Genomic DNA, 21906 nt, shown 5'->3' with positions numbered 1-21906 from the left:
ATAGCGCCCCGGGGGGAGGAATTGGAATCCATGAAACGCGTCGCCGCGAGCCTCGTTGCCTGTCTGGTCCTGGCCGCCTGCGGCGGATCGTCATTCGAGCAGCCCGAGCCGGTCGCGCCCGACCGGGCCGGACTGAGCGAGGAGACCCTCGCGCGCCAGCTCGCCGAGGCGATCGCCTACCCCACCATCGCGAAGGCCGGCGAGCCCGGACACAACGCAGAAGTCTTCGCGCAATTCCAGGCCTTCCTCGCGCGCGAATATCCGCGCGTCTTCGAACAGCTGGACGTCACCGATCTCGGCCACGGCACGCTCTGGTTCACGCTCGAAGGCTCCGACGCCTCGCTCGACCCGGCCGTGCTGATCGCCCATCAGGACGTGGTCCCGGTCGAGCCGGGCACGGAAGGCGGCTGGACCTATCCCGCCTTCGACGGGGTCATCGCGGACGGCTATGTCTGGGGCCGCGGCGCGATCGACATGAAGGGCCATCTCGTCACGCTGCTGGCCGCCATGGAGAGCCTGCTCGAGGACGGCTTCGCGCCGCAGCGCACGATCCATATCGGGCTCGGCGCGGACGAGGAGGTCGCCGGCATCGGCGCGGGCCTGATGGCGAGCTGGCTGGAGGAGCGCGGCCGGCGTGCCTGGTTCGTGCTCGACGAGGGCGGTTCGCTGGTGCTCGACATGCCGCTGACGGGCCGGCCGACCGCGCTCATCGCAGTGGGGGAGAAGGGCTATCTCACGGTGGAGGTGACCGCGCGCGCCCGCGGCGGTCATTCCTCCAGCCCGCCGCAGCGCACGGCGGTCGGCCTGCTCGCGCGCGCCATCACGGCCATCGAGGACCATCCCTTCGAGATGAGCCTCGAGGGCGGCCCGGTCGACGAGATGCTCGTCGCCCTCGCCCCCGACATGGAGGGCCTGCAGGGGTTCGCGGCCTCCAATCCCGGCCTGTTCGGCGCGCTGATCGTGGATGCGATGAAGGACGAGGACGCCCCGCGCGCCATGCTCGGCACCACGATCGCGCCCACCGTCATCGAGGGCGGGATCGTGGAGAACGTGCTGCCCCAGCACGCCACGGCGCTGATCAATCTGCGCCTTCATCCCAGGACCAGCACCGAGGACGCGCTCGCCCATCTGCGCGAGGCGGTCGCCGGGCTCGACGGCGTCACGATCAAGCCCCATGCGCCGGGCAGCGAGGCTCCGCCGGTCGCGGCGATGGAGGGGCGGGCCTGGGAGATCGTCGCGGGCGCGGCGGCCGCCTTCGCGCCCGAAGGCACGCCGGTCGCGCCGAGCCTTCTGGTGGCGGGCACGGACTCGCGCTTCTTCGCGGGCGTCGCCGACAATATCTACCGCTACTCCCCGGCCCGCATCGAGATGGAGGATCTGTCGCGCATCCACGGCACCGACGAGCGGATGAAGATCTCCAACCTGCCCGTCATGGCGGACTATTTCCGCACGGTGATGGTGGAGGCGGGGACGAGCGGGGCGGAGTAGCGCCCCTCCCATGAACATTTACCTGGCCGCGTACGCCCATTAGCGTGCGCCGGCCCTTCACCCGCCACGAGAGACGCATTGCCATGACCGAGACCGGCCAGAGCCCCGATGACAAGCCCGCCCCGCGCCCTGCGGGCGTCCTGTTGTCCCTCGCCCCGCTGGTGCTGCTGGCGCTGTTCCTGATCGGCTCGATCGCCACGTTCGGCGACGCCACGACGGGCGGGCCGGCGCAGCTCGCCCTGCTGATGGCGGGGCTTGCGGCCGGGGTGATCGGGCTTTGGCGCGGCCATGGCTGGAAGGAGCTCGAGGAGAAGACCTACGAGGTGGTCGCCCGGGCGATGCCGATCGTGTTCATCCTGCTCGCCATCGGCCTGCTGATCGGGCTGTGGATCGCGGCCGGGGTGATCCCGGCCCTGATCTATTACAGCCTGCAGCTCATCAGCCCGGCCTTGTTCTATCTCGCGACGCTCATCCTGTGCGCCCTGGTCTCGATCTCCATCGGGTCCTCCTGGACCACCGCCGGCACGATCGGCCTCGCCCTGGTCTCGGCCGCCCAGATCGCCGGGCTGCCCGCCGGGATCGTGGCCGGGGCGGTGATCTCGGGGGCCTATTTCGGCGACAAGCTCTCGCCCCTGTCGGACACCACCAATCTCGCCGCGGGCCTGACCGGGACCGAGCTCTTCGCCCATATCCGCTTCCTGCTCTGGACGACGCTGCCGGCCTTCGCCGTGGCGCTGATCGGGTTTGCCATCCTTTCCTTCGGGGTCAGCGCCGAGGTCGAGGTGACGCGGATCACGCAGGTCTCCGGCGCGCTCGACGAGAGCTTCTCGGTCTCCCCGCTGCTGCTGCTGCCGCTCGCGATCACGCTCGCCCTGGCCGCGTTTCGCGTCTCCGCCTTCGCCGCGCTGATCATCGGCGGGCTCGTGGGCGGTGTGTTCGGCCTGCTCTTCCAGCCCGCCCTGACCGCGGACGGGTTCGGCGCGGGCCTCGCCGCCCTCGCGAGCGCGGCGGCCAACGGCTTCGTGTCGCAGACCGGCGTGGAGCAGCTGGATTCCCTGCTCTCGCGCGGCGGGATGGAGAGCTTCCTGACCACGATCTGGCTCATCCTCTCGGCCATGTTCTTCGGCGGGATGATGGAGAAGTCCGGCTCGCTGGACGTCATCGTGCGGCTGATGATCGCCGGGGTGAAGACCGGCGGCGGGCTGATGCAGCGCGCCGGGCTGACGGCGCTGCTGGCCAATATCGTCACGCCCGACCAGTTCCTCGCCATCGCCGCGCCGAGCCAGATGTACCGCAAGAGCTTCGAGGAGGCCGGGCTCGAGACCAAGTCGCTGTCGCGCGTGCTGGAGGATTTCGGGACCGTGACGAGTCCGCTCGTGCCCTGGAACACGTGCGGGGCCTACATGGCCGCGACGCTGGGCGTGGCCACCTTCGCCTACGCCCCTTACGCGTTCTTCAACCTGGCGAGCCCGGTGATCTCCTTCATCTTCGCCGGAATCGGCTTCCAGGTGGCGCGCCGCGCGATGGCCCGCCCGGGTGAGGCTTCCGCGCAACAGGGTTAACGAAAGCGTGCGATTCGCGCCACGCCCGGGGTTTCCCCGGGCCGGTTATGGGCGTATTCACGCCGACCCCTGCGCCGGGAAGACCCGGCGCGAGCACAGGAGCCTGACGGACCCATGCGATCTTGCGAACTGAAGCCGAGGCGCTGAAACGGTAAGGCGCCCGCCCCTGCCCTCCCGCCGCGCGATTGCGCGCGCCGCCGGCAAGGCCTCCGCGCCGTTTCCCGCCCGCCCCGTTCAGTTCCTTCCGGCGCCCACTCGCGCCCGATCTGCCGACCAGGTCCCGTCATGAGCCTTTCCAGCGACATCCCGCGCGAAGACGCGCGCGAGCGTGAACTTTCCACGCTCGAAGTCCTCGCCTTCCTCTTCCGCCAGTGGCGCCGCCGGCCGTGGCTGTTCGCCGCGCTCGTCGGCTTCACCGCGGTCGCGACGATCACCGACATCTTCGTGCCGGTGGCCGCCGGCCTGCTGATCGATTCCCTCTCGGCCGGCCCGGACGATGGCGGCGGCCGGCACTGGATCGCCTTCGCGCTGTTCGTCGGTCTCGCCTTCGCCGTGAACGCGGCGCGCCAGGCCGCCGTGCGCCACGAGATCCGCTTCTCCAGCGCCAACATGGCCGACATGACCACCGAGGCCTTCTCCCGCGTCCAGCGCTTCGCGCTCGACTGGCACGCCAACACGTTCGCCGGCTCGGTGGTGCGCAAGATCACGCGCGGCATGTGGGCCTACGATCAGGTCACGGCGACGCTCTGGTTCGGCCTCATCCCCTCGATCACGGTGATGACCGGGCTCGGCATCTACATGCTGTTCGCCTGGCCGCTGGTGGGCATCTACGCGCTCAGCGTCATCGCGCTCTTCATCGGGCTCTCCGTCGTCCTGTCGACGCGCTATATCCGGCCGCAGAACCTGCGATCGAACGCGCTCGACTCCGAGCTCGGCGGGGCCGTGGCCGATGCGGTCGGCGGCATCGCGACGGTCAAGAGCTTCGGCGCGGAGGCCCGCGAGGACGCGCGCTTCCACGCCCTCGCCTGGCGCTGGCGCGGCGAGGTGAAGAAGACCTGGCTCCGCTTCGCCAATACCTGGCTCGTCCAGATGGCCTGCGTGCTGGCCCTGCAGGCCGGGCTGACCGGGCTTCTCGTGATGCTCTGGCAGCGCGGCGAGGCGAGCCCCGGCGCCGTGGTGTTCGCCATCACGGCCTTCCTGATGATGGCCGGCTACATGCGCCGCTTCGGCGAGGAGGTGCAGAACGTCCAGCGCGGGCTCGACGAGATCGCCGACATCGCCGCCTATGCGAAGATGGAGGAGCAGATCAGGGATCGCCCGGGCGCGCCGGACTTCGTTCCAGGCGAAGGCGAGATCGTGTTCGACCGGGTGCGCTTCACCTATGCCGGCCAGGACGAGCCGCTCTATGCCGACTTCTCGCTCCGGATCGCCCCGGGCGAGCAGGTCGCGCTCGTCGGACCCACGGGCTCGGGCAAGTCGACCTTCGTCAAGCTCGTCCAGCGTCTCTACGACGTCGATGCCGGCGCGATCCGCATCGACGGGCAGGACGTGCGCGCGGTTCGCCAGGCGAGCCTGCGCCGCGCGATCGCGCTCGTGCCCCAGGACCCGGCCCTGTTCCACCGCTCGATCGCGGAGAACATCGCCTACGCCAGGCCCGGCGCCTCCATGACGGAGATCGTCGCGGCGGCGAAGCGGGCGCGCGCGCACGACTTCATCACCGCCCTGCCGTCCGGCTACGACACGCTGGTGGGCGAGCGCGGGGTGAAGCTGTCCGGCGGGGAGCGCCAGCGCGTGGCGATCGCGCGCGCGGTGCTCGCCGATGCGCCGATCCTGATCTTCGACGAGGCGACCTCGAGCCTGGACAACGAGACCGAGCGCCTGGTCCAGGAAGCGATGGCCGACGTGATGGCCGGCAAGACCGCGATCGTCATCGCGCACCGGCTGTCCACCATCCGCGAGGCCGACCGCATCCTCGTCTTCGAGGCCGGCCGCATCGTCGAGCAGGGGACGCACCGCGAACTCGCGGCCCGCGATGACGGGCTCTATGCCCGCCTGGCCGCGATCGCGGCCGAGTAAGGGTCTGCCGGCGGCGCGGCGACACGCCGCCGGCGATGCCTTCCCCGGGGAATCGCGCTAATCGGACTGGCGTGTCCAAGCTCTACTTCACATACAGCGCGATGAACGCGGGAAAGTCGGCCATCCTCCTGCAGGCCGCTCACAATTATGGCGAGCGCGGCATGGCGGTGATGCTGTGGACCTCCTCCCACCACGCGGCCGCGGGAGCGGATACCGGCGAGATCCGCTCGCGCATCGGGCTTTTCGCGCCCGCCCGCCTGTTCCGGGCCGGGCTCGACCTGTTCGCCGCGGTTCAGGCGCGCCTTGCGCGCGGACCGCTCGGCGCAGTGTTCGTCGACGAGGCCCAGTTCCTGACGCGCGAGCAGGTGCGACAGCTCGCCCGCGTCGCGGACGATCTCGGCATCCCGGTGCTGTGCTACGGGCTGCGGACCGACTTCAAGGGCGCGCTCTTCGAGGGGGCCGCCGAGCTCATGGCGCTCGCCGATGACCTGCGCGAGGTGCGCACGATCTGCCATTGCGGGCGAAAGGCGACGATGAATCTGCGCCGCAGCGAGACCGGCGAGACGGTGCGCGAGGGCGCGCAGATCGGCGTCGAGAAGTCCGCCTATGTCCCGCTCTGCCGCAAGCACTTCCACGAGGCGCTCGAGGAGGAAGGCCCGGAACTCCAGCTTCGGGCCGGCAGCGGGGCCGCCTCGTCGGACAAGCCGGTCGCGGTCTGACAGGCAACACTCCTGAGCCATGGGGCGCGTCAGGAGGAACCCTCCGAAGCGGCCTCCGGCAGCTCGACGAAGTGTCTGACCGGCTCGCGCACGATCAGGCCGCGGTGGCAGACCCAGCGCTCGGCGCGGCGGACCGAGCCGAACAGCTTCGCCCGCATGCCGAGGGCTTGCAGGCTCGGGATCATGTAGCGCCACCACGCCTTGCGATAACCCTCGTCGGCTATGGCCAGGAAGTGAAGCGACGAATCGCGCAGCTCATGGGCGATATGGAAGACGGCCACCTCCGGCGCCCTCTGGATCGGATGGGGTTCGCAGTCGCGGATATCGACAAGGGCAGCGGCCAGGGCGTTCTCGCGGGCGAGCGAGGGCAGGAGCAGGAATGCGTTGATCTGGTCCCGGACCTGGTCGAGCGGACCAAGGCGGAGCTTGAGGCAGTTCGGGGCTATCAGGGTCCAGTCGCTAAACGCCATTCATCGCCGCATCTTCAGCCTTCCTCCCCGTCAGTCGAACGCCGGCACGGGCGTCTTCAGGGTCGCGGAGGGATATTCCCGGAAGAATTTCTGATAGGCGGTTGAGAACCGGCCCAGATGGGTGAACCCGAACTTGTGCGCGACCTCGGAGTATCCGTCATGTGCAAGCGCGACTTTCGACCCATACGCGATCGGCTTTGATCAGCGCATTTGCGGTTTCGATGAGCTTGCGCATGAGTGCGACGAGGGCGACCTTGGCGGGTTTTCCGGCTTTGCGAAGCGCGGTGTATTTTGCCTTCAGGTCGGGGTTGAAGCGCATGGCGACCAGGGCCGGCATGTAAAGCGCGTCCCGTAACGGTTTGCGTCCGCCGCCGATGAAGGATTTTCCCTTCCATTGGCCGGATTCCCTGCAGTGAGGGACCAGCCCGGCCAGGCTACCAGCCTGTTTCCGTCCCAGCGCGCCGATTTCCGGCAGGAAGGCGAGGATCGCCGCCGCGACGACCGGACCGAGGCCCGGGATCGAACACAGGATGTCGCGCTTGCGCGCAGTTGACCGATCCTCGGCGATGCGCTTCGCAATCTCGTCGTTCAGCTCGGCGATCTGCCGCTCGACCAGGGCCAGGCGGGCTTTGGTCTGGCGTTTGAGAACCGTGTTGGTCTGAACATGGGCGCGATTGCGCAGGCGCGTGCGTTCCTTGGTCAAGGCGGTTCGCGCAATCTGTAGGTCACGGAGATCATGCAGCTTTTCTGAAGCGGGTGCGTCGGGCTCCAGGCCGAGCGCAGCCCCCATCCGTGCCAGGATTTGTGCATCCACTGCATCGGTCTTGGCGCGGGTCCCACAGGCTTGCGCGAAGCGGCGTGCCTGCAAGGGATTGACCTTCACCAGCGGGAGCTTGCCAGCGAACGCCCTCTCGAAGGCGCGGTGATAGGGTCCCGTCGGCTCGAACACGACCCGGGTCACCGCCAGCTGAGCCAGCCATTTCCGAAGCGCCCGATAGCCGCGCGGGGCGTTCTCGAACCGACGCGCCTCTTGCCCCTCCAGATGAAACACGTCGAGGTGGGATTTGGAAATATCGATGCCGATGTTATGATCCGTCATCTTCGCCTTGTCCTATTCTTGTCATGCGTGACGCAAACACGCGTATCCGTTCAGGCCCAGGGTGAAAGACGGCGGTCGATCCTACTCCGAAACGGTCCTGAAGACCCAGGCCTCCTCGATCCAACCGCCGCCACTGCCCGCCATGAATGGCGTGGCGGGCAGTGGCTCCCTTCTACTCCGGGAACCCGCGAAATTCATAAGACAAGACCTTGGCGCGATCGCCCTCGGCTCTTCGCAAGACGCCGCGCGCCTTCAGCAGGCGCAGGACCGTGTGCCATGTCCTCGCATTGACACCGACCGTCTCGCCGAAGGCCTCGTTGATGCGTTGCTCGGACGCGTTGACCGCCATTGAGAGTTCCTGCACGGGCACCGCGCGGCAGGGTATCGACTCCAGAAGGGCGTGGCAGCGAACGAAGATGCTTCTCAGGGGGTCGGCACGCACCGCACGTCCGCGCAGAAGATGCGCATGGAAGTCTTCCGCCAGCGCTTCCGTGATCCGGTCGCAGGTCTGGCTGAAGAGCGACCGCGACGCGATCTCCGCCTCGGGGGCGGTCTCCAGCTCGCCCCACAGGGTGGCGGTGAGGCGCAGCAGCCGTACCTTGTCTATCCAGAACAGGAGATTGTCGACCTGACCGTCCAGCGCCCCGGGCAGCCCGATGCGGGCAATCGCCGCTGGCAGCAGCTTGTAGGGAAAGCTGAGGCTGAGAAAATCGGCGCGCGGCGGGACGGCGAGAACCTGAGGCCCGACCTGGTGATTGAGGATTTCGCCGGCGCCGCAGGTAGCCCGCGCGCAAACGGGCACCGCACCCCGGTGGGCCGCGAGCAGGGTCACGACCCGGCTTGACCCCGCGAACGCGATCATCGCTCCCGTCATGCTGACATGGCGAAGCGAGATCGTCCCGTCCAGCGGACCTCCGCGCAGGATTATGCCGCGTGAGACAAGACGAAAATCCTCGTCGAGAGGCGCCGTCTCCGCGTGGACGCCGGACAGCGTCGACGCCCACTCGGAAAAGTCACTTGCAACTTCGAAGCGCTTCTCGAAGTTCTCGAAATGCATGCCGCCCCCTGCAACCTTCGCTTATGTCGAACATCTGAGCGATCCGCGGAACATTTCCAGCCGGGGACGTGAAAAAGGACGAATATCCTGCCTTAGAGAGTATTTTGTCATAAAAAATCAATCGGGTAATAGTTCGTTTACCGCTCAGCCCAATTGCGAAACGCGATTCCTCGCGAGGACATTTTTCGAGCTGGATAGGCCGATTTTCCCCAAAAAGGCGACGCGCCGCCCCCGGTAACAACTCATTTACCAGCCGACCGCCTAGGTTGCCGGCGAGAGTTTCACACAAGCGCCAATCCGGAGAACTTGCATGGGAATGAGCAACCAGAAGGTTATGGCGAAGATCTTCGTCATCGTGGCCCTGATGGCGGCCGGGGCTTTCGCGCTCGCGGGTATCGGGCTCTACAGCGCAACCACGCTTCGACAGGCGGTCAGACAGGTCGACCAGGCGAGCGAGATGGCTCTTGTCAGCGCGGCGATCGAGCAATCCGTGATCAGCCTGAACCGCGCCGAGTTCCGGCTTGCCGCCAATCCCGGCGGCGCGGCAGGCATTGCCGAGGACATCGCCCGCGAACGCGAACGGTTCGTGTCCAGCCTCGACAGCCTGCGTGCGGAGGCGAGCGGGCGCGCCATCGAGGCTATCGCGTCGGTGGAGCAGGTGTTCGCGGACTACGAGGCCGGGTTGCAGAACCTCGTCGGCGAGGCGCAAATCGCACAGGTGGGGGCTCCCACCTCCGACGAGCTGCGCCTGCTCACCCTCGCCCAGCAGTCGCAGCAGCAGGCACGCGAACTGCGCGCGCAGATCGATCAGCTGACGTCGATCTACTCCGAGCGCCGGACCCGGGAACGCGCCGCCGCGGGTCGCACGGCCGACACCACGCGGCTCATGCTGCTCGCCGGCGCCCTGCTGTCCATTCTCGGTGGCGCGGCCACCGGTGCGCTGATCGGGCGCAATGCGATCGCGCAGCCGCTCAAGCGCGCTGTCGCGCGGGTCGAGCGCCTTGCGAAGGGCGACCTCGAAGCCCCGATCGAGGAGACCGCGCGCAAGGACGAGATCGGCACGCTGAACGCGGCACTCGAGGTCTTCCAGGCCAGCATGCGCGAGCAGGCCGAACTGCGTGCGGAGCGCGAGCGTGAAGTCCAGCGCAAGGCCGAGGAGGCCGAGAAGGAGGCCAAACGCGAGGCCGAACGGGTGGTGGCGATGCAGCGCCAGGCCGAGGCCGAGCGGGCCGAAGCCGAGCGCCTTGCAGCCATCACCGCCGCCTTCGAGGAGGAGGTGGGCCAGAGCGTGGCCGCGCTCGCCTCTGCCGCGGAGGAGCTTCGCGCGACCGCGACGTCGATGGCCGCAACCGCCGAGCAGACGGCCGGGGAGACCTCGAATGTCTCGGCCTCGACCGAGCAGACCGCCTCGAACATACAGATGGTGGCCTCCGCGACCGAAGAACTCTCCACCTCGATCAAGGAGGTCGGACGCCAGATCGCCCGCACCTCCAGCATCGCGGAGCGAGCCGCGCGCAAGGTTGCCGACGCGATCGCCGGCATCGACGATCTCGAAGCGTCGGCCAGTCAGATCGGGGAGGTGCTCACCCTGATCAGCGACGTCACCGAGCAGACCAAGCTCCTCGCGCTCAACGCCACGATCGAGGCGGCGCGGGCGGGCGAGGCCGGCAAGGGGTTCGCCGTGGTCGCGAGCGAGGTCCGCGCCCTCGCCGAGCAGACCGAGCGGGCCACGGCCGATGTGACCCGCAAGGTCAATGCGATCCAGACCCGCACCAGCGAGGCCGCCGAGGCCGTGCGCGAGATCGAGACCGTGGTCAGCGAGGTGAACGAGGTCTCGACTGCGGTGGCCGCTACGGCCGACCAGCAGGTCGCCGCGACCACCGAGATCAGCCGGAACGTCAACGAGGCCGCCAGCGGGGCGGAGAGCGTTTCCCGCGCCGTCGGCGGACTGAGCGAGGCATCGGAGGCCACGTCCTCGGCCGCATCCCAGGTCAGCGCGACGGCCGAGAGCGTCGCGGAGCGGGCCAGCGGCATCCAGAGCCGCATCGCCGATTTCCTGCGCGAAGCGGCGCGGCGGGACGCATCCAGCCGCGAGCCCCAGCAGATCATGGCGGCCTGACCCCCCGCCCGTCACTCGGGCCGCCATCGTGCGGGGCGCGCGCCACCCGCGGCGTGCGCCCCGCACACATCGCCAGTCCAGGCCGAGGTTGCAGATATGTCCATCACGTCAATCAAACCCGGACCCGATGCCATCGAGTATTTCGGCGTTCGGGTGGAGGTCCGTGACGACTGCCGCATCCTGATTGTCCGCGCCAGCGGCTTTCAGACACCGAGCCGAGCGTCGGAGTGCTTCGAGTTCCTGCAGGAGGTGCTGGAATTGACCGGCATCCGCGACCTCGCACTCGACCTTCGCCATGCATACTGGCCGGCCATCTCCGACGATATCGCCCCGCTCATCGGCGAACACGCCGCGAAGATCCCCGCCGCGCGCATCTTCATCCTCTGCCGGTGCACACATTCGCCGGGCATGGACAGTGCGATCCGGACCCTGAGGCGGGCAGGCCATTGCGTCGACGTCCACTGCGAAGAGGCGAGCCTGATCGCCGCTCTGAACGCCCGGGCCCTGCCGGCCGCGCGTGGCGCGCCCCTGAGGCAACGTCTCGCACAATCGAGCCTGGTCCTGCGGCGCCTCGCACGGACATGGGACACCCGGCGATCAGGAAGGCTCAGCGAGAACCGGTGAGCGCGCCCGGCGGGGGCAGTCTTCGAGGCCGAGGCTCGCGGGCCTTCATGGCCATCACTGCCGCGAATTCTCGGCCTGCACGCCGTGCCGAGCCAGGGACGAACGATCTCGAGGGCGCGCAGATCGGCGTCGAGACGTCGGACCATGTCCTGCTCTCCCGCAAGCACTTCCAAGGGGCGCTGGCCGGCCGCACCCCTTGCCCGGCAGACCGGCCGGGCGGCCGCGAGCTGACCCTCGCGGCAATTTGCCACGGCGCCAGTCCTCACCGGGCGGAAGCGGCGCGAGGGGAACGATGGAAAGCCGTTGCCCTGCAGGCCAAAGCCGCATCCGGTTATATTGAATATATTCATCGATTGCACATTTACCCATCTGCACCAACCAGATAGCCGCACCCCTCGATAAGTTTGCATAAACCAATTCACACCGATCCTGCTCGCTGAACGCACTCAACCATACCGGGGGCAGGAGGCTTACCCATGCGAATTTCGAACATGCCGATGATGGGCAAGGTGCTCGTCATCGTCGCCCTGATGAGCGCCGGCGCGGCCGCGCTCGGCGGGCTTGGACTGTACGGGACGACGGCCCTGCGCGGCGCGGTCTCCAGCGTCGATGCGGCCGGAGACTCCGCGCTGCTCGGAATGGCGCTGGAGAAGAACGTGCTCGAACTCAGCCGCGCCGAGTTCCGCCTCGCCGCCGATCCCGGCCAGTCGGCCGAGATCGAGCGCGAGATCGACGCGGCGCGCGAAGCGCTGGAGGCCGATATCGCCGCGTTGCAGGCCCTGTCCAGCGCGGAGATCGATGCCCGGCTCGCCGCGATCGAACGCCGGCTCGAGACCTATCGCGGCTCGCTCGACACGATGGTCGCCGCCGCGGCGACGGTCGAGACCAGCGCGCGCAGCGCCGCGGAAACCGAGCTCCTCGCCCTCGCGCGGGCCTCGCGGGAGAACGCCGCCGCCCTGCGGGCCGAGGTGGTCGAGCTGGTCGCCACCTTCGACCAGCGCGCCGACATCGAGGGCGCGAACGCCGCCGCTCTCGCCGACACCACGCGCACCACGCTGATCCTCGGCGCCATCGCCGCGGTGATCGGCGGGCTCGTCCTCGGCACCCTCATCGGGCGCCAGTCGGTGTCCCAGCCCCTGAAGCGCGCCATCGTCCGCGTCGAGAGTCTCGCGAAGGGCGATCTCGACACGCCTGTCGAGGAAACCGCACGCGGCGACGAGGTCGGCACGCTCAACCGCGCGCTGGAAGTGTTCCAGTCCAGCATGCGCGAGCAGGCGCGGTTGCGCGCGAGCAACGAGCGCGCCGCCCGGCGCAAGCTCGAACAGGCCGAGGCCCTCGCCGCGCTCACCGACGCCTTCGAGGACCAGGTCGGGGAAAGCGTCGCCGCACTCGCCTCGGCCGCCGAGGAATTGCGGGCCACCGCCACCTCCATGGCCGCGACCGCCGAGCAGACGGCCGGCGAGAGCACCTCGGTCTCCGCCTCCACCGACCAGACGGCGAACAATATCCAGATGGTCGCCTCCGCCACCGAGGAGCTGAGCACCTCGATCAGGGAGGTCGGCCAGCAGATCGCGCGCACCGCCGAGATCGCCGACCGCGCCGCCGGGAAGGTCGCCGAGGCGATCGAGGGAATCGAGGATCTCGAGACCTCGTCGAAGGAAATCGGCACGGTGCTCGATCTCATCTCCACCGTGACCGAGCAGACCAAGCTGCTCGCCCTGAACGCCACGATCGAGGCGGCGCGTGCCGGCGAGGCCGGCAAGGGCTTTGCCGTCGTCGCCGCCGAGGTGCGCCAGCTCGCCGAGCAGACCGAGCGGGCGACCGGCGAGGTCACCGCCAAGATCGCCGCGATCCAGAGCCGCACCCGCGACGCCGCCGAGGCGGTGCGCGAGATCGACACGGTCGTCGGCGAGGTCAGCGACGTGTCCACCGCCGTGGCGGCAGCGGCCGAGCAGCAGGTCGCCGCGACGACCGAGATCAGCCGGAACGTCAACGAGGCCGCCAGCGGTTCGGAAAGCGTGTCGCGATCGGTGGCGAGCCTGACCGAGGCCTCCGAGGCGACGTCCGCCGCCGCGAGCCAGGTCAGCTCCACCGCGCAGAGCGTGGCCGAGCGGGCCGCGACGATCCGCGGCCAGATCACCGACTATCTGCGCGAGGCGCAGGCCGACGACGCCGGCGAGCAGGAGGGCGCCGACATCGTGGCGCTCGCCCCCGCCGGCAAGCGGGCTGCCTGAGGTCCGTGCCGTCACCCACGGGCAGGCGAAGGCGCGCGAGGCGAAAGCCCCGCGCGCCTTTTCCCGTGTAGCGGTAACTAGTCCGCTTCCCGCAGCACGCGGGCGAGTTCGGACAGGCGCTCGGCGTCGCGGCCCCCGGTCGCGGCGGCTTGCGCCTCGAGATCGGCCGACAGGCGCGCGAGCCGCGCTTCTCGCGGCGCACCCTCCTGCCAGCGCGCCACCTCCTCGCCGGCCCGGGCCAGCAGGCGGGCGGACACCGTGCCGGAGCGCTCCAGCTGATCGAGATAGGCGCGCGCGACGACCGGCTCGGCCGGCCACTCGAAATGACGCTGCACCTGCGGATTGGCTTCCTCGAAGGTGACGAGCGCGGCCGCCTCGATCTCGGCCTGGGACAGCAGCACGCTCGGGGTGAGCGTCAGCACGTCGAGACCGCGCACGATCTCGGAGGCGTAGATGTGGCCGTTGTGCCAGTAGGCCGACCAGTGACCGGCAAGATAGAGCTCTTCCGCGTGCACCGGGCCGCGGTCGAAATAGGCGATCTCGACCGGATTGTCCGGGTCGGTGAAGTCCATCACCGAGATGCCGCCCTGGTACCAGCTCTGCACGAAGAGATCGCGTCCCGGCACCGGGATCAGCGAACCGTTGTGGGCGACGCAGTTCTCCTGCTCGGTCTGCTCGTTCGGGATCTTGAAATAGGCATGCTGGACGAGCTCCTCGCCCTGGACCGAGACGATGACGTTGGCGCCCCAGTTCACCGGGTCCCACGCCCGGCAGCGCGCGCCGAGCCCGCCGCCCCATTCGTCGGTGAAGACGATCTTCTGCGCGTCGTTGGAGAAGGTCGCCGAGTGCCAGTAGGCCATGGCCGGGTCGAAGACCTCGGCGATGCGGGCCGGGTTCACGGGGTCGGTGATGTCGAGCAGGATGCCGTTGCCGCTGCACGCGCCGGCCGCGAGGCCGAATTCGGGATAGACCGTGATGTCGTGGCAGTGATTGGTCGTGCCCGAGCGCGGCCCGCCCCCTTCCCCGGATTCGACGGCCTGCCAGAGGCCGGCGATCTCGCCGGTCTCGCGGTCGGCAAAGATGCGCGGGCGGTTGACGATGTGTGCGGTCTCGGGCGCGGCGAGCGGCACCTCGATCACGTCGATGGAATAGAGCGCGGTGTCCGGGTTCTCATCCGGCGACCCGCCCGAGCAGATCTCCAGCTCCTCGCCCGAACGCACGGAGCCGGTGCCCTGGACGTAGACATAGAGCGTGTCCGGATCCGACGGATGCGGCACGAGCGTATGGGTGTGCGAGCCGCGGCAGGTCTGCACCGCCGCGACCTGGCGGGGGCTTTGGAGATCGGAGATGTCGAAGATTCGCACGCCGCGGAAGCGCTCCTCGCTGACCTCGCCCTCCACGCCGCCGCCGCCGCAATCGATCCGGGCGCGGTTCTCCTCCACGCTCATGAAGAGCAGGTTTGCGTGCACGGAGACGTCGCCCTGCCCCCCGGGGCAGACGAGCGACAGCACATGCTCGGGGCTTGCCGGGTCGGACACGTCGAAGGCGTTCACGCCGTGGAAGCTGCCCATGAAGACGACGTCGCCGGAAAAGGCGAGGTCGGAGTTGGCGAGCGCCAGCACGTCGAACAGGCGGCGTCGGCGTTCCGACTGCGCGTCCTCGGACTCCCCGCCCTCCCCGGCGCCATCGTCCTGATAGGCGGAGGCGGTGCCGCTGCCGCCCTCGATGATGGCGGTGGCGGAGAAGCCCTCCGGGGTCGGATGATTGGTCACGAGCTCGAGATTCCACGCGGCGGAGCCGGCATCGTGCACGCCCGCGGCGAGCCCCTCGCGGCTTGGCGGCGGCGCCTCGGCCTGCGCCGCGGGCGCGGGCCGTGCGGACGCGGCATCGCCGTACGGGCCGAACATGTCCTGCGGCGCGCAGGCCGACAGCGCCGCGGCGGCAACCGACGCGGCGAGCACGGTCTTGAGATGTGTCATCGAGTTTCCTCCCCCGAGGGTTCGCCCGCGCGTATCGCGTCGAGCATGGCTTGCATGCGGTTTATTTCCGCGGACTGGTCGGCGACGATGCCGCCGATGAATTCGGACAGGACCGGGTCCTGGCCCGAGCGCGGCTGCGAGAGCAGCGCGTCGACCATGTCGATCGCGCCCTGGTGGTGCTGGATCATGCCGGACAGGAACAGAAGGTCGAACTCGGCTCCGCTGGCCGCGCGCAGCGCCGCCATCTGCGCCGGAGACAGCATGCCGGGCATCAGGGGCACGTCGGACGGCGCGCCGTGAGGCTGCGCGTGATGGCCGTGATGGCCGTGATGGGCATGCAGGTCGGGCGCATCGAGCGGTTCGCCGCGCCGCGCGAGCCAGGTCTCCATCAGGGCGATCTCGGCTTCCTGCGCGAGCGCGATGCGCTCGCCCGTCATCACGATGCCGGCATGGCCGGTGCGGCCGTCGATCAGCGCGTTCATCTCCACCGCCTGCGCATGGTGGACCCTCATGTGCTGCATGAAGCGCACGTCGGCGTCGGTGTAGCCGGTCGCGGCGAGCGCCTCGGCCTCCTCGGCGGTGAGGCTGCGCCCCGCCTCGCCCGGCGCGCCGGGCTGGACGATGGGCGCCTGCGCCCCCGCCTCAGCGGTGAGCGCGAACGCCAGAAACGGCCCGGCCGCGATCGCGCACAGGCCCCGGATTGCCGTCATGGTCTCTCCCCGGACACACAATTAGCCGGAATCCTAGCCGAGCGGCGGGCCGGGGCAAGCGCGCGTTGAAGAAGCTTACGGAGATTTCATGTGCGCGCCCGTGCGCGGTTGCGGCGAAACCGTTTTCCAGCCGCGCGAGTTGATGCTACAGGAGCCGCACTCGCGCGCGGGAATGCCCCGCGCCCTGACGGCGGCCGCCGCCCGCATTCGGGTTTCAAGCGCCGGCGCCTTCAAGTCCAGGATATTCGACCGTTCCATGACCCTGACGTCCACCATGCCTGCCGCGCTCTCCCGCGCGCTGGAAAACAAGGGCTATTCCGCCCTCACCGAAGTGCAGGAGGGCGTGCTCGCGCCCGAGGCGGCCGGCCGCGACCTGCTGGTTTCCGCCCAGACCGGTTCGGGCAAGACCGTGGCCTTCGGCCTGGCCATCGCCGGCACCCTGCTCGGCGAGCGGGAGCGGTTCGAGGAGGCCGGGCTGCCGCTGGCGCTCATCGTCGCCCCGACGCGCGAGCTTGCCCTGCAGGTCCAGCGCGAGCTGGACTGGCTCTATGCCGAGGCCGGCGGGCGCATCGCCTCGTGCGTGGGCGGCATGGATCCCAGGGCCGAGCGCCGCGCCCTGGAACGCGGCGCGCACATCGTCGTGGGCACGCCGGGCCGGCTGCGCGACCATATCGAGCGCGGGGCGCTGGACATGGGCGAGTTGCGCGCCGTCGTGCTCGACGAGGCCGACGAGATGCTCGATTTCGGCTTCCGCGAGGACCTCGAATTCATCCTCGACGCCGCGCCGGCGGGCCGGCGCACGCTTCTGTTCTCCGCCACCGTGCCGCACGCCATCTCCGAGATCGCCCGGCGCTACCAGCGCGACGCGCTACGCCTGTCGACCGTCTCCGAGCGCGGCCAGCACGCCGACATCGCCTACCAGGCGTTCGCGATCGCGCCCCCCGACAAGGAGAACGCGATCATCAACCTGCTGCGCTACCACGAGGCCGAGCGCGCCCTCGTCTTCTGCGCGACCCGCGAGGCGGTGAACCGTCTGGCCTCGCGCTTCGGCAATCGCGGCTTCGCGGCGGTCGCCCTGTCCGGCGAGTTGTCCCAGAGCGAGCGCACCCATGCCCTGCAGGCCCTGCGCGACGGGCGGGCGCGGGTGTGCATCGCCACCGACGTGGCCGCCCGCGGCATCGACCTGCCGGGCCTCGAACTCGTCATCCATGCCGATCTGCCGACCAATTCCGACGTGCTCAAGCACCGCTCGGGCCGCACCGGCCGGGCCGGCCGCAAGGGCGTGAGCGCGCTGCTCGTCCCCTTCCCGCAGCGCTCCAAGGCGACGCGGTTGCTCAAGGGTGCCGGGCTCACCGCGCAGTGGGCCGAGATGCCCGGTCCCGACGAGATCGCGCAGAAGGACCGCGAGCGCCTGTTCGCCGATCCCGCCTTCACCGCCGAGCATTCCGAAGAGCGCCTCGAGCTCGCCCGCGCCCTCGTCGAGCGCTTCGGCGCGGAGGCGCTCGCCGCGGCCCTGCTCGCGCGGCGCGAGGAGGAGCGTCCGGCGCCCGAGGATCTGATCGCGCCCGGCCCGGCCGCCTACGAGCCGCGCGAGAAGCGCGACCGGGCCCCGCGCGAGGACTTCGGCGAGGGCGTCTGGTTCCGCGTGAATGCCGGCCACAAGCAGCGCGCCGAGCCGCGCTGGCTGCTGCCGCTGATCTGCCGGCTCGGCCATGTCACGCGCCGCGAGGTCGGCCAGATCGAGATCGGACAGGGCGAGTCGCGCTTCGAGATCCGTGCCGACGCGGCCGCGAAGTTCAAGGAAAACCTCGCCGCCTCCGGCGGCGGCGAGAAATCGGTCCGCATCACGGCGGAAGGCGGGGAGGCCGCGCCGCTGGCATCCGCCCCCGCCCCGCGCGAGCGCAGCGAGCGCTCCGAGGGAAAATCCGGCGAGCGCGCCGAGAGAAGGCCGCGCGAAGACCGGGCCGAAAGGCCGCGCTTCGAGAAAGCTCCCCGCCCCGACCGCAAGGCCGGCGGCGCCGGCTACAAGCCGCGCACGTCCCGCGAGGAGGGCGAGGACCGGCCCGTCCGCAAGGGGCCGAAGCCGGACCGCAAGGCCGGCGCGAGCGCCTACAAGCCGCGCGAGGCGGGGTCCCACAAGCCCTCCGGCAAGCCCGCGGGCAAGCCGGGCGCCAAGCGCGAATGGCCCCCGCAATCGGGGTCGATCCGCGCCTCCGGCGGGGAAAGCCTGAAGCGGGTGAAGCGCAAGCCGAAAGGATAGCGTCTCCACGCCGGGCCATGGAGCCCGGCGGCCCCCGATGCGTTGACCCCGCAGCGCCGCAGCACGCGAGGGAGACCGCATCATGGCCGCACCATCGTCCGTCACCCTTCTCGACGGCGGGATGGGTCAGGAACTGACCGCCCGCTGGGACCGGCCGGCTACGCCGCTCTGGTCGGCCGACATCCTGGCCGAACGCCCCGATCTCGTCGAAGCGGTCCATGACGACTTCATCGCGGCCGGGGCGGACGTCGTCACGCTCGCGTCCTATCCCGTGACGCCTGCGCGCCTTGCCGAGGCCGGCCGCGAAGGCGAGTTCGAGGCCCTGCAGGCCGCCGCGCTCGAGGCCGGGCGCCGCGCCTGCGCGCGGGCGAGCCGTGATGTCCGGCTCGCCGGCTGCCTGCCGCCGCTCTCGGGCAGCTACCGGCCGCAGGAGCGGCCCGGCGAGGCGGCCGCCCTCGACCAGTACGCCCGCATCGTCGACATCCAGGCCCGCGAGGCCGATCTCTTCCTCTGCGAGACCCTGGCCTGCGTCGAGGAGGCGCGCTGGGCGACCCGCGCCGCGCGCGCAAGCGCCAGGCCGGTCTGGACGGCCCTCACGGTCGACGACGCCGACGGCACGCGCCTGCGCTCGGGCGAACCGGTGATCGAGGCCGCCCGCGCCGCCCGCGAGGAGGGCGCGGCGGCGGTCCTGATCAATTGCTCCACGCCCGAGGCGGCGTCGGCCGGCCTCGACGTGCTGCTGTCGCTCGATCTCGACGCCGGCGCCTATGCCAACGGCTTCACCTCGATCGATCCGCTGCTGGAGACCGGCACGGTCGACGCGCTCGATGCGCGCGAAGATCTCGGGCCGAAGGCCTATGGCGATTTTGCGGAACGCTGGATCGCGTCCGGCGCGGCCATCGTCGGGGGCTGCTGCGAGGTCGGCCCCGCCCACATCGCCGAGATCGCCCGCCGGCTGGGGCGACGAGCCTAGCCCTCGATCGCGGTGAGAGCCCGCCAGAAATGAGCCCGCTCGGGCATTTCCAGCTCGGCGATCTCGTCGAGATAGCTGATGAAGACCGTGCAGGCCTCCTGCGGGATCTCGAGAGCCGGATCGTTGTAAACGGCGAACGTGGCCGGTCCCGCTTCGGGGTGGGTGGCGAAGATCTCGCTGACAAGCTCGTTGATCAAGGTCTGGACCCTTGCGCCTTCGCTCTTGGGTCCGCCGGGCAGCGAGGATTCGAAGATCAGGCGGAACTGGTCGACAATCACGGGGAAATACGCGTCCGGCAGCGTATCGATATCTGCCTCCGACATGTTCTGGCCGTACATGATCCGCGCGCACGCGAGCGCGTGCTCGGCAGAGAGCACGGAGAGCTGCAGCCGGATCAGGTCGATCATCCGCGCGGTCTCCTCGTCGGAGAGCTGCGGGGACAGTTCCATCAACAGGGAGTCGATGCGGCCCTGTGCGAGGTCGGAGATCTCCTCCTCGCTCGAGCCCGCTCTGGCGGCGCGGATCGCGTCCCGCCGCAGCTCATTGTAAACGTCGGGCCTGTGCTCGCGCAGCACCTCCCAGGCACCCACCATTCGCGGGAAACGCTCGGCGAGCGCCTGGTCGAACTCGGCATAGGCCTGCGCGTTCATGCGCTCTTCGATCCAGCTCTGACCGGTCCACTCGCTCAGGACCTCGGGTTCGATCTCCCGCCCGAATGCACCTGCCGCCACGGCTGCGACCACGATGATCAGCGCGCGCGCCCGGGCCGGGAAGAGCATCGAGACGAGACCGCCCGCCAGCCCACCGGCCGCGCCCCAAGCCGCAGCCCAAATCACTGAATTCCAGTCCATTTTCGCCCCCATGCATGCTGGAGCCGGGAGCTTGCCGCCTTTCGCCAGGAGCAGCAAGCCAAAATTGAGAGGCCGGGCGTCAATTCACCCGTGCCGTGCGCGCGATCACCTCGAACGGATCGACCGGGGTCAGGCCGAAGCTCCGGGCCGGCGTGTGATAATCGCCGGTGAGGATGGCGTAGTGCAGGTGGATCGGGACCCCGCCCGTGCCGCCCATCTGGCCGATCGGCTCGCCGGCCGCGACGCGCCGCCCGGCGGCCATGCCGGGGCTGGCGAAGGCGAGGTGGGCGTAGCGCGTGTAGACGCCGTTGCCATGGTCGATCAGCACGTAGATGCCGAAATCGTGGCGTTCGCCGAACTCGCGCACGACGCCGTCGCCTCCGGCCCGGACCATGCGCACATGGGTCCGCGGAAAGGGGGCGAGGTCGAGCCCCTCGTGCCGGCCGCCCTGGCCGCGCGACAGGCAGACCTCCTCGACCGGGCTGACCATCAGCGGGACGCCGTTGACCGCGACGCTGCGCCGGTAGACCAGGATGCGCCGGGCCGCATCGGTCTCGGGCGCATGGCTCACCCGCATGCCGGGGCAGATGTGCAGGGCGGCCGGGGGCTGGAAGCCGGTGACCGGGCTTGCCGCGGGAGGCGGGCCGGAAGGCGCCGCGGCCGGCGACGGCCCCGGAGCGGCTGGTGTCGCGCAGGCGCCGAGTGCCAGCACCAGAAGTCCTGCGGCTGCCATCCTCATGGGACTCACCTCCTCACCTCCTCCGGCCATTCTGGAGGATGAAGGGTGAATGTGCGGTGACCGGCCTTCAGCGGCCGGCATTCGCGATTGCCGCCTGCACCTTCAGCGCCTGCACCGTCTCGCGCACGTCGTGCACGCGGATGATCGAGGCCCCGGCGCGCGCGGCGTGGAGCGCGGCGGCAAGGCTGCCGCCGAGCCGGTCCTGCGCGCTCGCGGCCGTCTCGTCGATCGCCTGGATGAAGCGCTTTCTCGACGCGCCGAACAGCAGCCCGAAGCCGAAGCCGGCAAAATGCTCGAGCGCCGCCATCAGGGCGAGATTGTGCGCCAGCGTCTTGCCGAAGCCGATGCCGGGATCGAGCCAGATCTTCTCCTTCGCGATGCCGGCCGACATCGCCGCCCCGGCGCGACGGCCGAGGAATTGCGCGACCTCGGTGACGACATTCTCGTAGGCCGGGGCGTCCTGCATGCTTCCCGGCTCGCCCTGCATGTGCATGAGGCAGACCGCGCACTGCAGGTCGGCGGCGCAGTCGAGGGCGCCCTCCCCGCGCAGCGCGTTGACGTCGTTCCACATCCACGCCCCCGCCCCGATCGCCGCCCCGGCGACGTCCGGCTTCATGGTGTCTATGGACACGATCGCATCGGGGCGCATCGCGCGGATCGCCTCGATCACGGGAAGGACGCGGTCCATCTCCTCGATCTCGTCGACGGGCCTGGCGCCGGGCCGGGTACTCTCCCCGCCGATATCGAGGATGTCCGCCCCCTCTTCCAGCAGCGCCAGGCCGTGGTCGCGCGCGGCATCGACGTCGATGAAGCGCCCGCCGTCGGAGAAGCTGTCCGGCGTCACGTTGAGCACGCCCATGACGAAGGGGCGCCCGTCGGGATGCGGGGTGAGAAAGCCTTTCATGGCCGGGACTGTGACGCCTCGCCCGCCCGGGTCAAGATCACG

The 21906-nt window shown here is 69.7% G+C and carries 18 protein-coding genes; 10 read left to right on the top strand and 8 right to left on the bottom strand.

The genetic code is table 11. The features are described 5' to 3' along the window. Positions 1 to 30 precede the first annotated feature (30 nt). The 4 genes from JW792_RS15285 to JW792_RS15270 all read left to right on the top strand — a co-directional run bounded on the left by JW792_RS15285 (position 31) and on the right by JW792_RS15270 (position 5845). Positions 31 to 1488, top strand: a complete 1458-nt coding sequence (locus JW792_RS15285) for a M20/M25/M40 family metallo-hydrolase (RefSeq protein ID WP_135994939.1) — start codon at positions 31 to 33, stop codon at positions 1486 to 1488. An 83-nt stretch (positions 1489 to 1571) separates the two neighbouring features. Beyond that, positions 1572 to 3050, top strand: coding sequence for a Na+/H+ antiporter NhaC (gene nhaC, locus JW792_RS15280; protein WP_135994940.1), 1479 nt, complete (start codon positions 1572 to 1574; stop codon positions 3048 to 3050). Between the two features lie 285 nt (positions 3051 to 3335). Further along, positions 3336 to 5126: an ABC transporter ATP-binding protein gene (locus tag JW792_RS15275; RefSeq protein WP_135994941.1), complete on the top strand. Its 1791-nt coding sequence runs from the start codon at positions 3336 to 3338 to the stop codon at positions 5124 to 5126. Between the two features lie 71 nt (positions 5127 to 5197). After that, positions 5198 to 5845 carry a thymidine kinase gene (locus tag JW792_RS15270; RefSeq protein WP_135994942.1) on the top strand — a complete coding sequence of 216 codons (648 nt, stop codon included), beginning with the start codon at positions 5198 to 5200 and terminating at the stop codon, positions 5843 to 5845. A gap of 29 nt (positions 5846 to 5874) precedes the next feature. Here the strand turns inward: JW792_RS15270 and JW792_RS15265 are convergent, their stop codons facing one another. The 3 genes from JW792_RS15265 to JW792_RS15250 all read right to left on the bottom strand — a co-directional run bounded on the left by JW792_RS15265 (position 5875) and on the right by JW792_RS15250 (position 8471). Next, positions 5875 to 6315 carry a hypothetical protein gene (locus JW792_RS15265; RefSeq protein WP_135994943.1) on the bottom strand — a complete coding sequence of 147 codons (441 nt, stop codon included), beginning with the start codon at positions 6313 to 6315 and terminating at the stop codon, positions 5875 to 5877. Positions 6316 to 6472: 157 nt separating this feature from the next. Further along, the gene (locus tag JW792_RS15255; protein WP_135994944.1) at positions 6473 to 7414 is read right to left on the bottom strand and encodes an IS110 family RNA-guided transposase; all 942 of its coding nucleotides are present in this window, start codon (positions 7412 to 7414) and stop codon (positions 6473 to 6475) included. 172 nt (positions 7415 to 7586) lie between these two features. After that, the gene (locus JW792_RS15250; protein WP_135994945.1) at positions 7587 to 8471 is read right to left on the bottom strand and encodes a hypothetical protein; all 885 of its coding nucleotides are present in this window, start codon (positions 8469 to 8471) and stop codon (positions 7587 to 7589) included. A 316-nt stretch (positions 8472 to 8787) separates the two neighbouring features. Between JW792_RS15250 and JW792_RS15245 the strand changes: the two genes are divergently transcribed. From JW792_RS15245 to JW792_RS15230, 4 genes are all read left to right on the top strand, one after another. Then, positions 8788 to 10590 (top strand): methyl-accepting chemotaxis protein, encoded by a 1803-nt coding sequence (locus JW792_RS15245; RefSeq protein WP_158291545.1) that lies wholly within the window; start codon positions 8788 to 8790, stop codon positions 10588 to 10590. A 96-nt stretch (positions 10591 to 10686) separates the two neighbouring features. Further along, positions 10687 to 11214: a hypothetical protein gene (locus tag JW792_RS15240; RefSeq protein WP_135994947.1), complete on the top strand. Its 528-nt coding sequence runs from the start codon at positions 10687 to 10689 to the stop codon at positions 11212 to 11214. Between the two features lie 47 nt (positions 11215 to 11261). Then, on the top strand, positions 11262 to 11600 hold the full coding sequence (locus JW792_RS15235) for a hypothetical protein (protein WP_135994948.1): 339 nt from the start codon (positions 11262 to 11264) through the stop codon (positions 11598 to 11600). 90 nt (positions 11601 to 11690) lie between these two features. Then, positions 11691 to 13448: a methyl-accepting chemotaxis protein gene (locus JW792_RS15230; protein ID WP_135994949.1), complete on the top strand. Its 1758-nt coding sequence runs from the start codon at positions 11691 to 11693 to the stop codon at positions 13446 to 13448. 77 nt (positions 13449 to 13525) lie between these two features. Here JW792_RS15230 and JW792_RS15225 read toward each other — a convergent pair whose 3' ends face one another. Both JW792_RS15225 and JW792_RS15220 read right to left on the bottom strand, forming a co-directional pair. Beyond that, positions 13526 to 15427, bottom strand: coding sequence for an LVIVD repeat-containing protein (locus JW792_RS15225; RefSeq protein WP_135994950.1), 1902 nt, complete (start codon positions 15425 to 15427; stop codon positions 13526 to 13528). Continuing rightward, positions 15424 to 16137, bottom strand: coding sequence for a DUF305 domain-containing protein (locus JW792_RS15220; RefSeq protein WP_135994951.1), 714 nt, complete (start codon positions 16135 to 16137; stop codon positions 15424 to 15426). Before JW792_RS15220 ends, JW792_RS15225 begins: the two co-directional genes overlap by 4 nt. 256 nt (positions 16138 to 16393) lie before the next feature. Here JW792_RS15220 and JW792_RS15215 point away from each other — a divergent pair, with 256 nt between their 5' ends. Together JW792_RS15215 and JW792_RS15210 are read left to right on the top strand one after the other, a co-directional pair. Then, positions 16394 to 18397, top strand: a complete 2004-nt coding sequence (locus tag JW792_RS15215; RefSeq protein ID WP_135994952.1) for a DEAD/DEAH box helicase — start codon at positions 16394 to 16396, stop codon at positions 18395 to 18397. A gap of 82 nt (positions 18398 to 18479) precedes the next feature. Further along, positions 18480 to 19370 carry a homocysteine S-methyltransferase family protein gene (locus JW792_RS15210; RefSeq protein ID WP_135994953.1) on the top strand — a complete coding sequence of 297 codons (891 nt, stop codon included), beginning with the start codon at positions 18480 to 18482 and terminating at the stop codon, positions 19368 to 19370. On the opposite strand, the gene JW792_RS15205 is transcribed toward JW792_RS15210, so the two are convergent. From JW792_RS15205 to folP, 3 genes are all read right to left on the bottom strand, one after another. Then, the gene (locus JW792_RS15205) at positions 19367 to 20221 is read right to left on the bottom strand and encodes a hypothetical protein (protein WP_135994954.1); all 855 of its coding nucleotides are present in this window, start codon (positions 20219 to 20221) and stop codon (positions 19367 to 19369) included. The two genes, JW792_RS15210 and JW792_RS15205, sit on opposite strands and share 4 nt — an antisense overlap. 79 nt (positions 20222 to 20300) lie before the next feature. Continuing rightward, positions 20301 to 20960, bottom strand: a complete 660-nt coding sequence (locus tag JW792_RS15200) for a M23 family metallopeptidase (protein WP_158291546.1) — start codon at positions 20958 to 20960, stop codon at positions 20301 to 20303. A 67-nt stretch (positions 20961 to 21027) separates the two neighbouring features. Further along, a complete protein-coding gene (gene folP / locus JW792_RS15195; protein ID WP_135994956.1) occupies positions 21028 to 21864 on the bottom strand; it encodes a dihydropteroate synthase in 837 nt (278 codons plus the stop codon). Positions 21865 to 21906 lie beyond the last annotated feature (42 nt).

The sequence above is a fragment of the Marinicauda algicola genome, from assembly GCF_017161425.1.
Lineage (GTDB): Bacteria > Pseudomonadota > Alphaproteobacteria > Caulobacterales > Maricaulaceae > Marinicauda > Marinicauda algicola.
The sequence above is the reverse complement of the archived record's forward strand: the minus strand, read 5'-3'. Positions and strand labels throughout refer to the sequence as shown.

What these genes read in the sequence shown, in the direction of transcription:
- JW792_RS15285 (WP_135994939.1), top strand. Translation starts at nt 31, where the DNA reads ATGAAACGCGTCGCCGCGAGCCTCGTTGCCTGTCTGGTCCTGGCCGCC.
- nhaC (WP_135994940.1), top strand. Translation starts at nt 1,572, where the DNA reads ATGACCGAGACCGGCCAGAGCCCCGATGACAAGCCCGCCCCGCGCCCT.
- JW792_RS15275 (WP_135994941.1), top strand. Translation starts at nt 3,336, where the DNA reads ATGAGCCTTTCCAGCGACATCCCGCGCGAAGACGCGCGCGAGCGTGAA.
- JW792_RS15265 (WP_135994943.1), bottom strand. Translation starts at nt 6,315, where the DNA reads ATGGCGTTTAGCGACTGGACCCTGATAGCCCCGAACTGCCTCAAGCTC.
- JW792_RS15255 (WP_135994944.1), bottom strand. Translation starts at nt 7,414, where the DNA reads ATGACGGATCATAACATCGGCATCGATATTTCCAAATCCCACCTCGAC.
- JW792_RS15250 (WP_135994945.1), bottom strand. Translation starts at nt 8,471, where the DNA reads ATGCATTTCGAGAACTTCGAGAAGCGCTTCGAAGTTGCAAGTGACTTT.
- JW792_RS15245 (WP_158291545.1), top strand. Translation starts at nt 8,788, where the DNA reads ATGAGCAACCAGAAGGTTATGGCGAAGATCTTCGTCATCGTGGCCCTG.
- JW792_RS15240 (WP_135994947.1), top strand. Translation starts at nt 10,687, where the DNA reads ATGTCCATCACGTCAATCAAACCCGGACCCGATGCCATCGAGTATTTC.
- JW792_RS15235 (WP_135994948.1), top strand. Translation starts at nt 11,262, where the DNA reads ATGGCCATCACTGCCGCGAATTCTCGGCCTGCACGCCGTGCCGAGCCA.
- JW792_RS15230 (WP_135994949.1), top strand. Translation starts at nt 11,691, where the DNA reads ATGCGAATTTCGAACATGCCGATGATGGGCAAGGTGCTCGTCATCGTC.
- JW792_RS15225 (WP_135994950.1), bottom strand. Translation starts at nt 15,427, where the DNA reads ATGACACATCTCAAGACCGTGCTCGCCGCGTCGGTTGCCGCCGCGGCG.
- JW792_RS15220 (WP_135994951.1), bottom strand. Translation starts at nt 16,137, where the DNA reads ATGACGGCAATCCGGGGCCTGTGCGCGATCGCGGCCGGGCCGTTTCTG.
- JW792_RS15215 (WP_135994952.1), top strand. Translation starts at nt 16,394, where the DNA reads ATGACCCTGACGTCCACCATGCCTGCCGCGCTCTCCCGCGCGCTGGAA.
- JW792_RS15210 (WP_135994953.1), top strand. Translation starts at nt 18,480, where the DNA reads ATGGCCGCACCATCGTCCGTCACCCTTCTCGACGGCGGGATGGGTCAG.
- JW792_RS15205 (WP_135994954.1), bottom strand. Translation starts at nt 20,221, where the DNA reads ATGGACTGGAATTCAGTGATTTGGGCTGCGGCTTGGGGCGCGGCCGGT.
- JW792_RS15200 (WP_158291546.1), bottom strand. Translation starts at nt 20,960, where the DNA reads ATGAGGATGGCAGCCGCAGGACTTCTGGTGCTGGCACTCGGCGCCTGC.
- folP (WP_135994956.1), bottom strand. Translation starts at nt 21,864, where the DNA reads ATGAAAGGCTTTCTCACCCCGCATCCCGACGGGCGCCCCTTCGTCATG.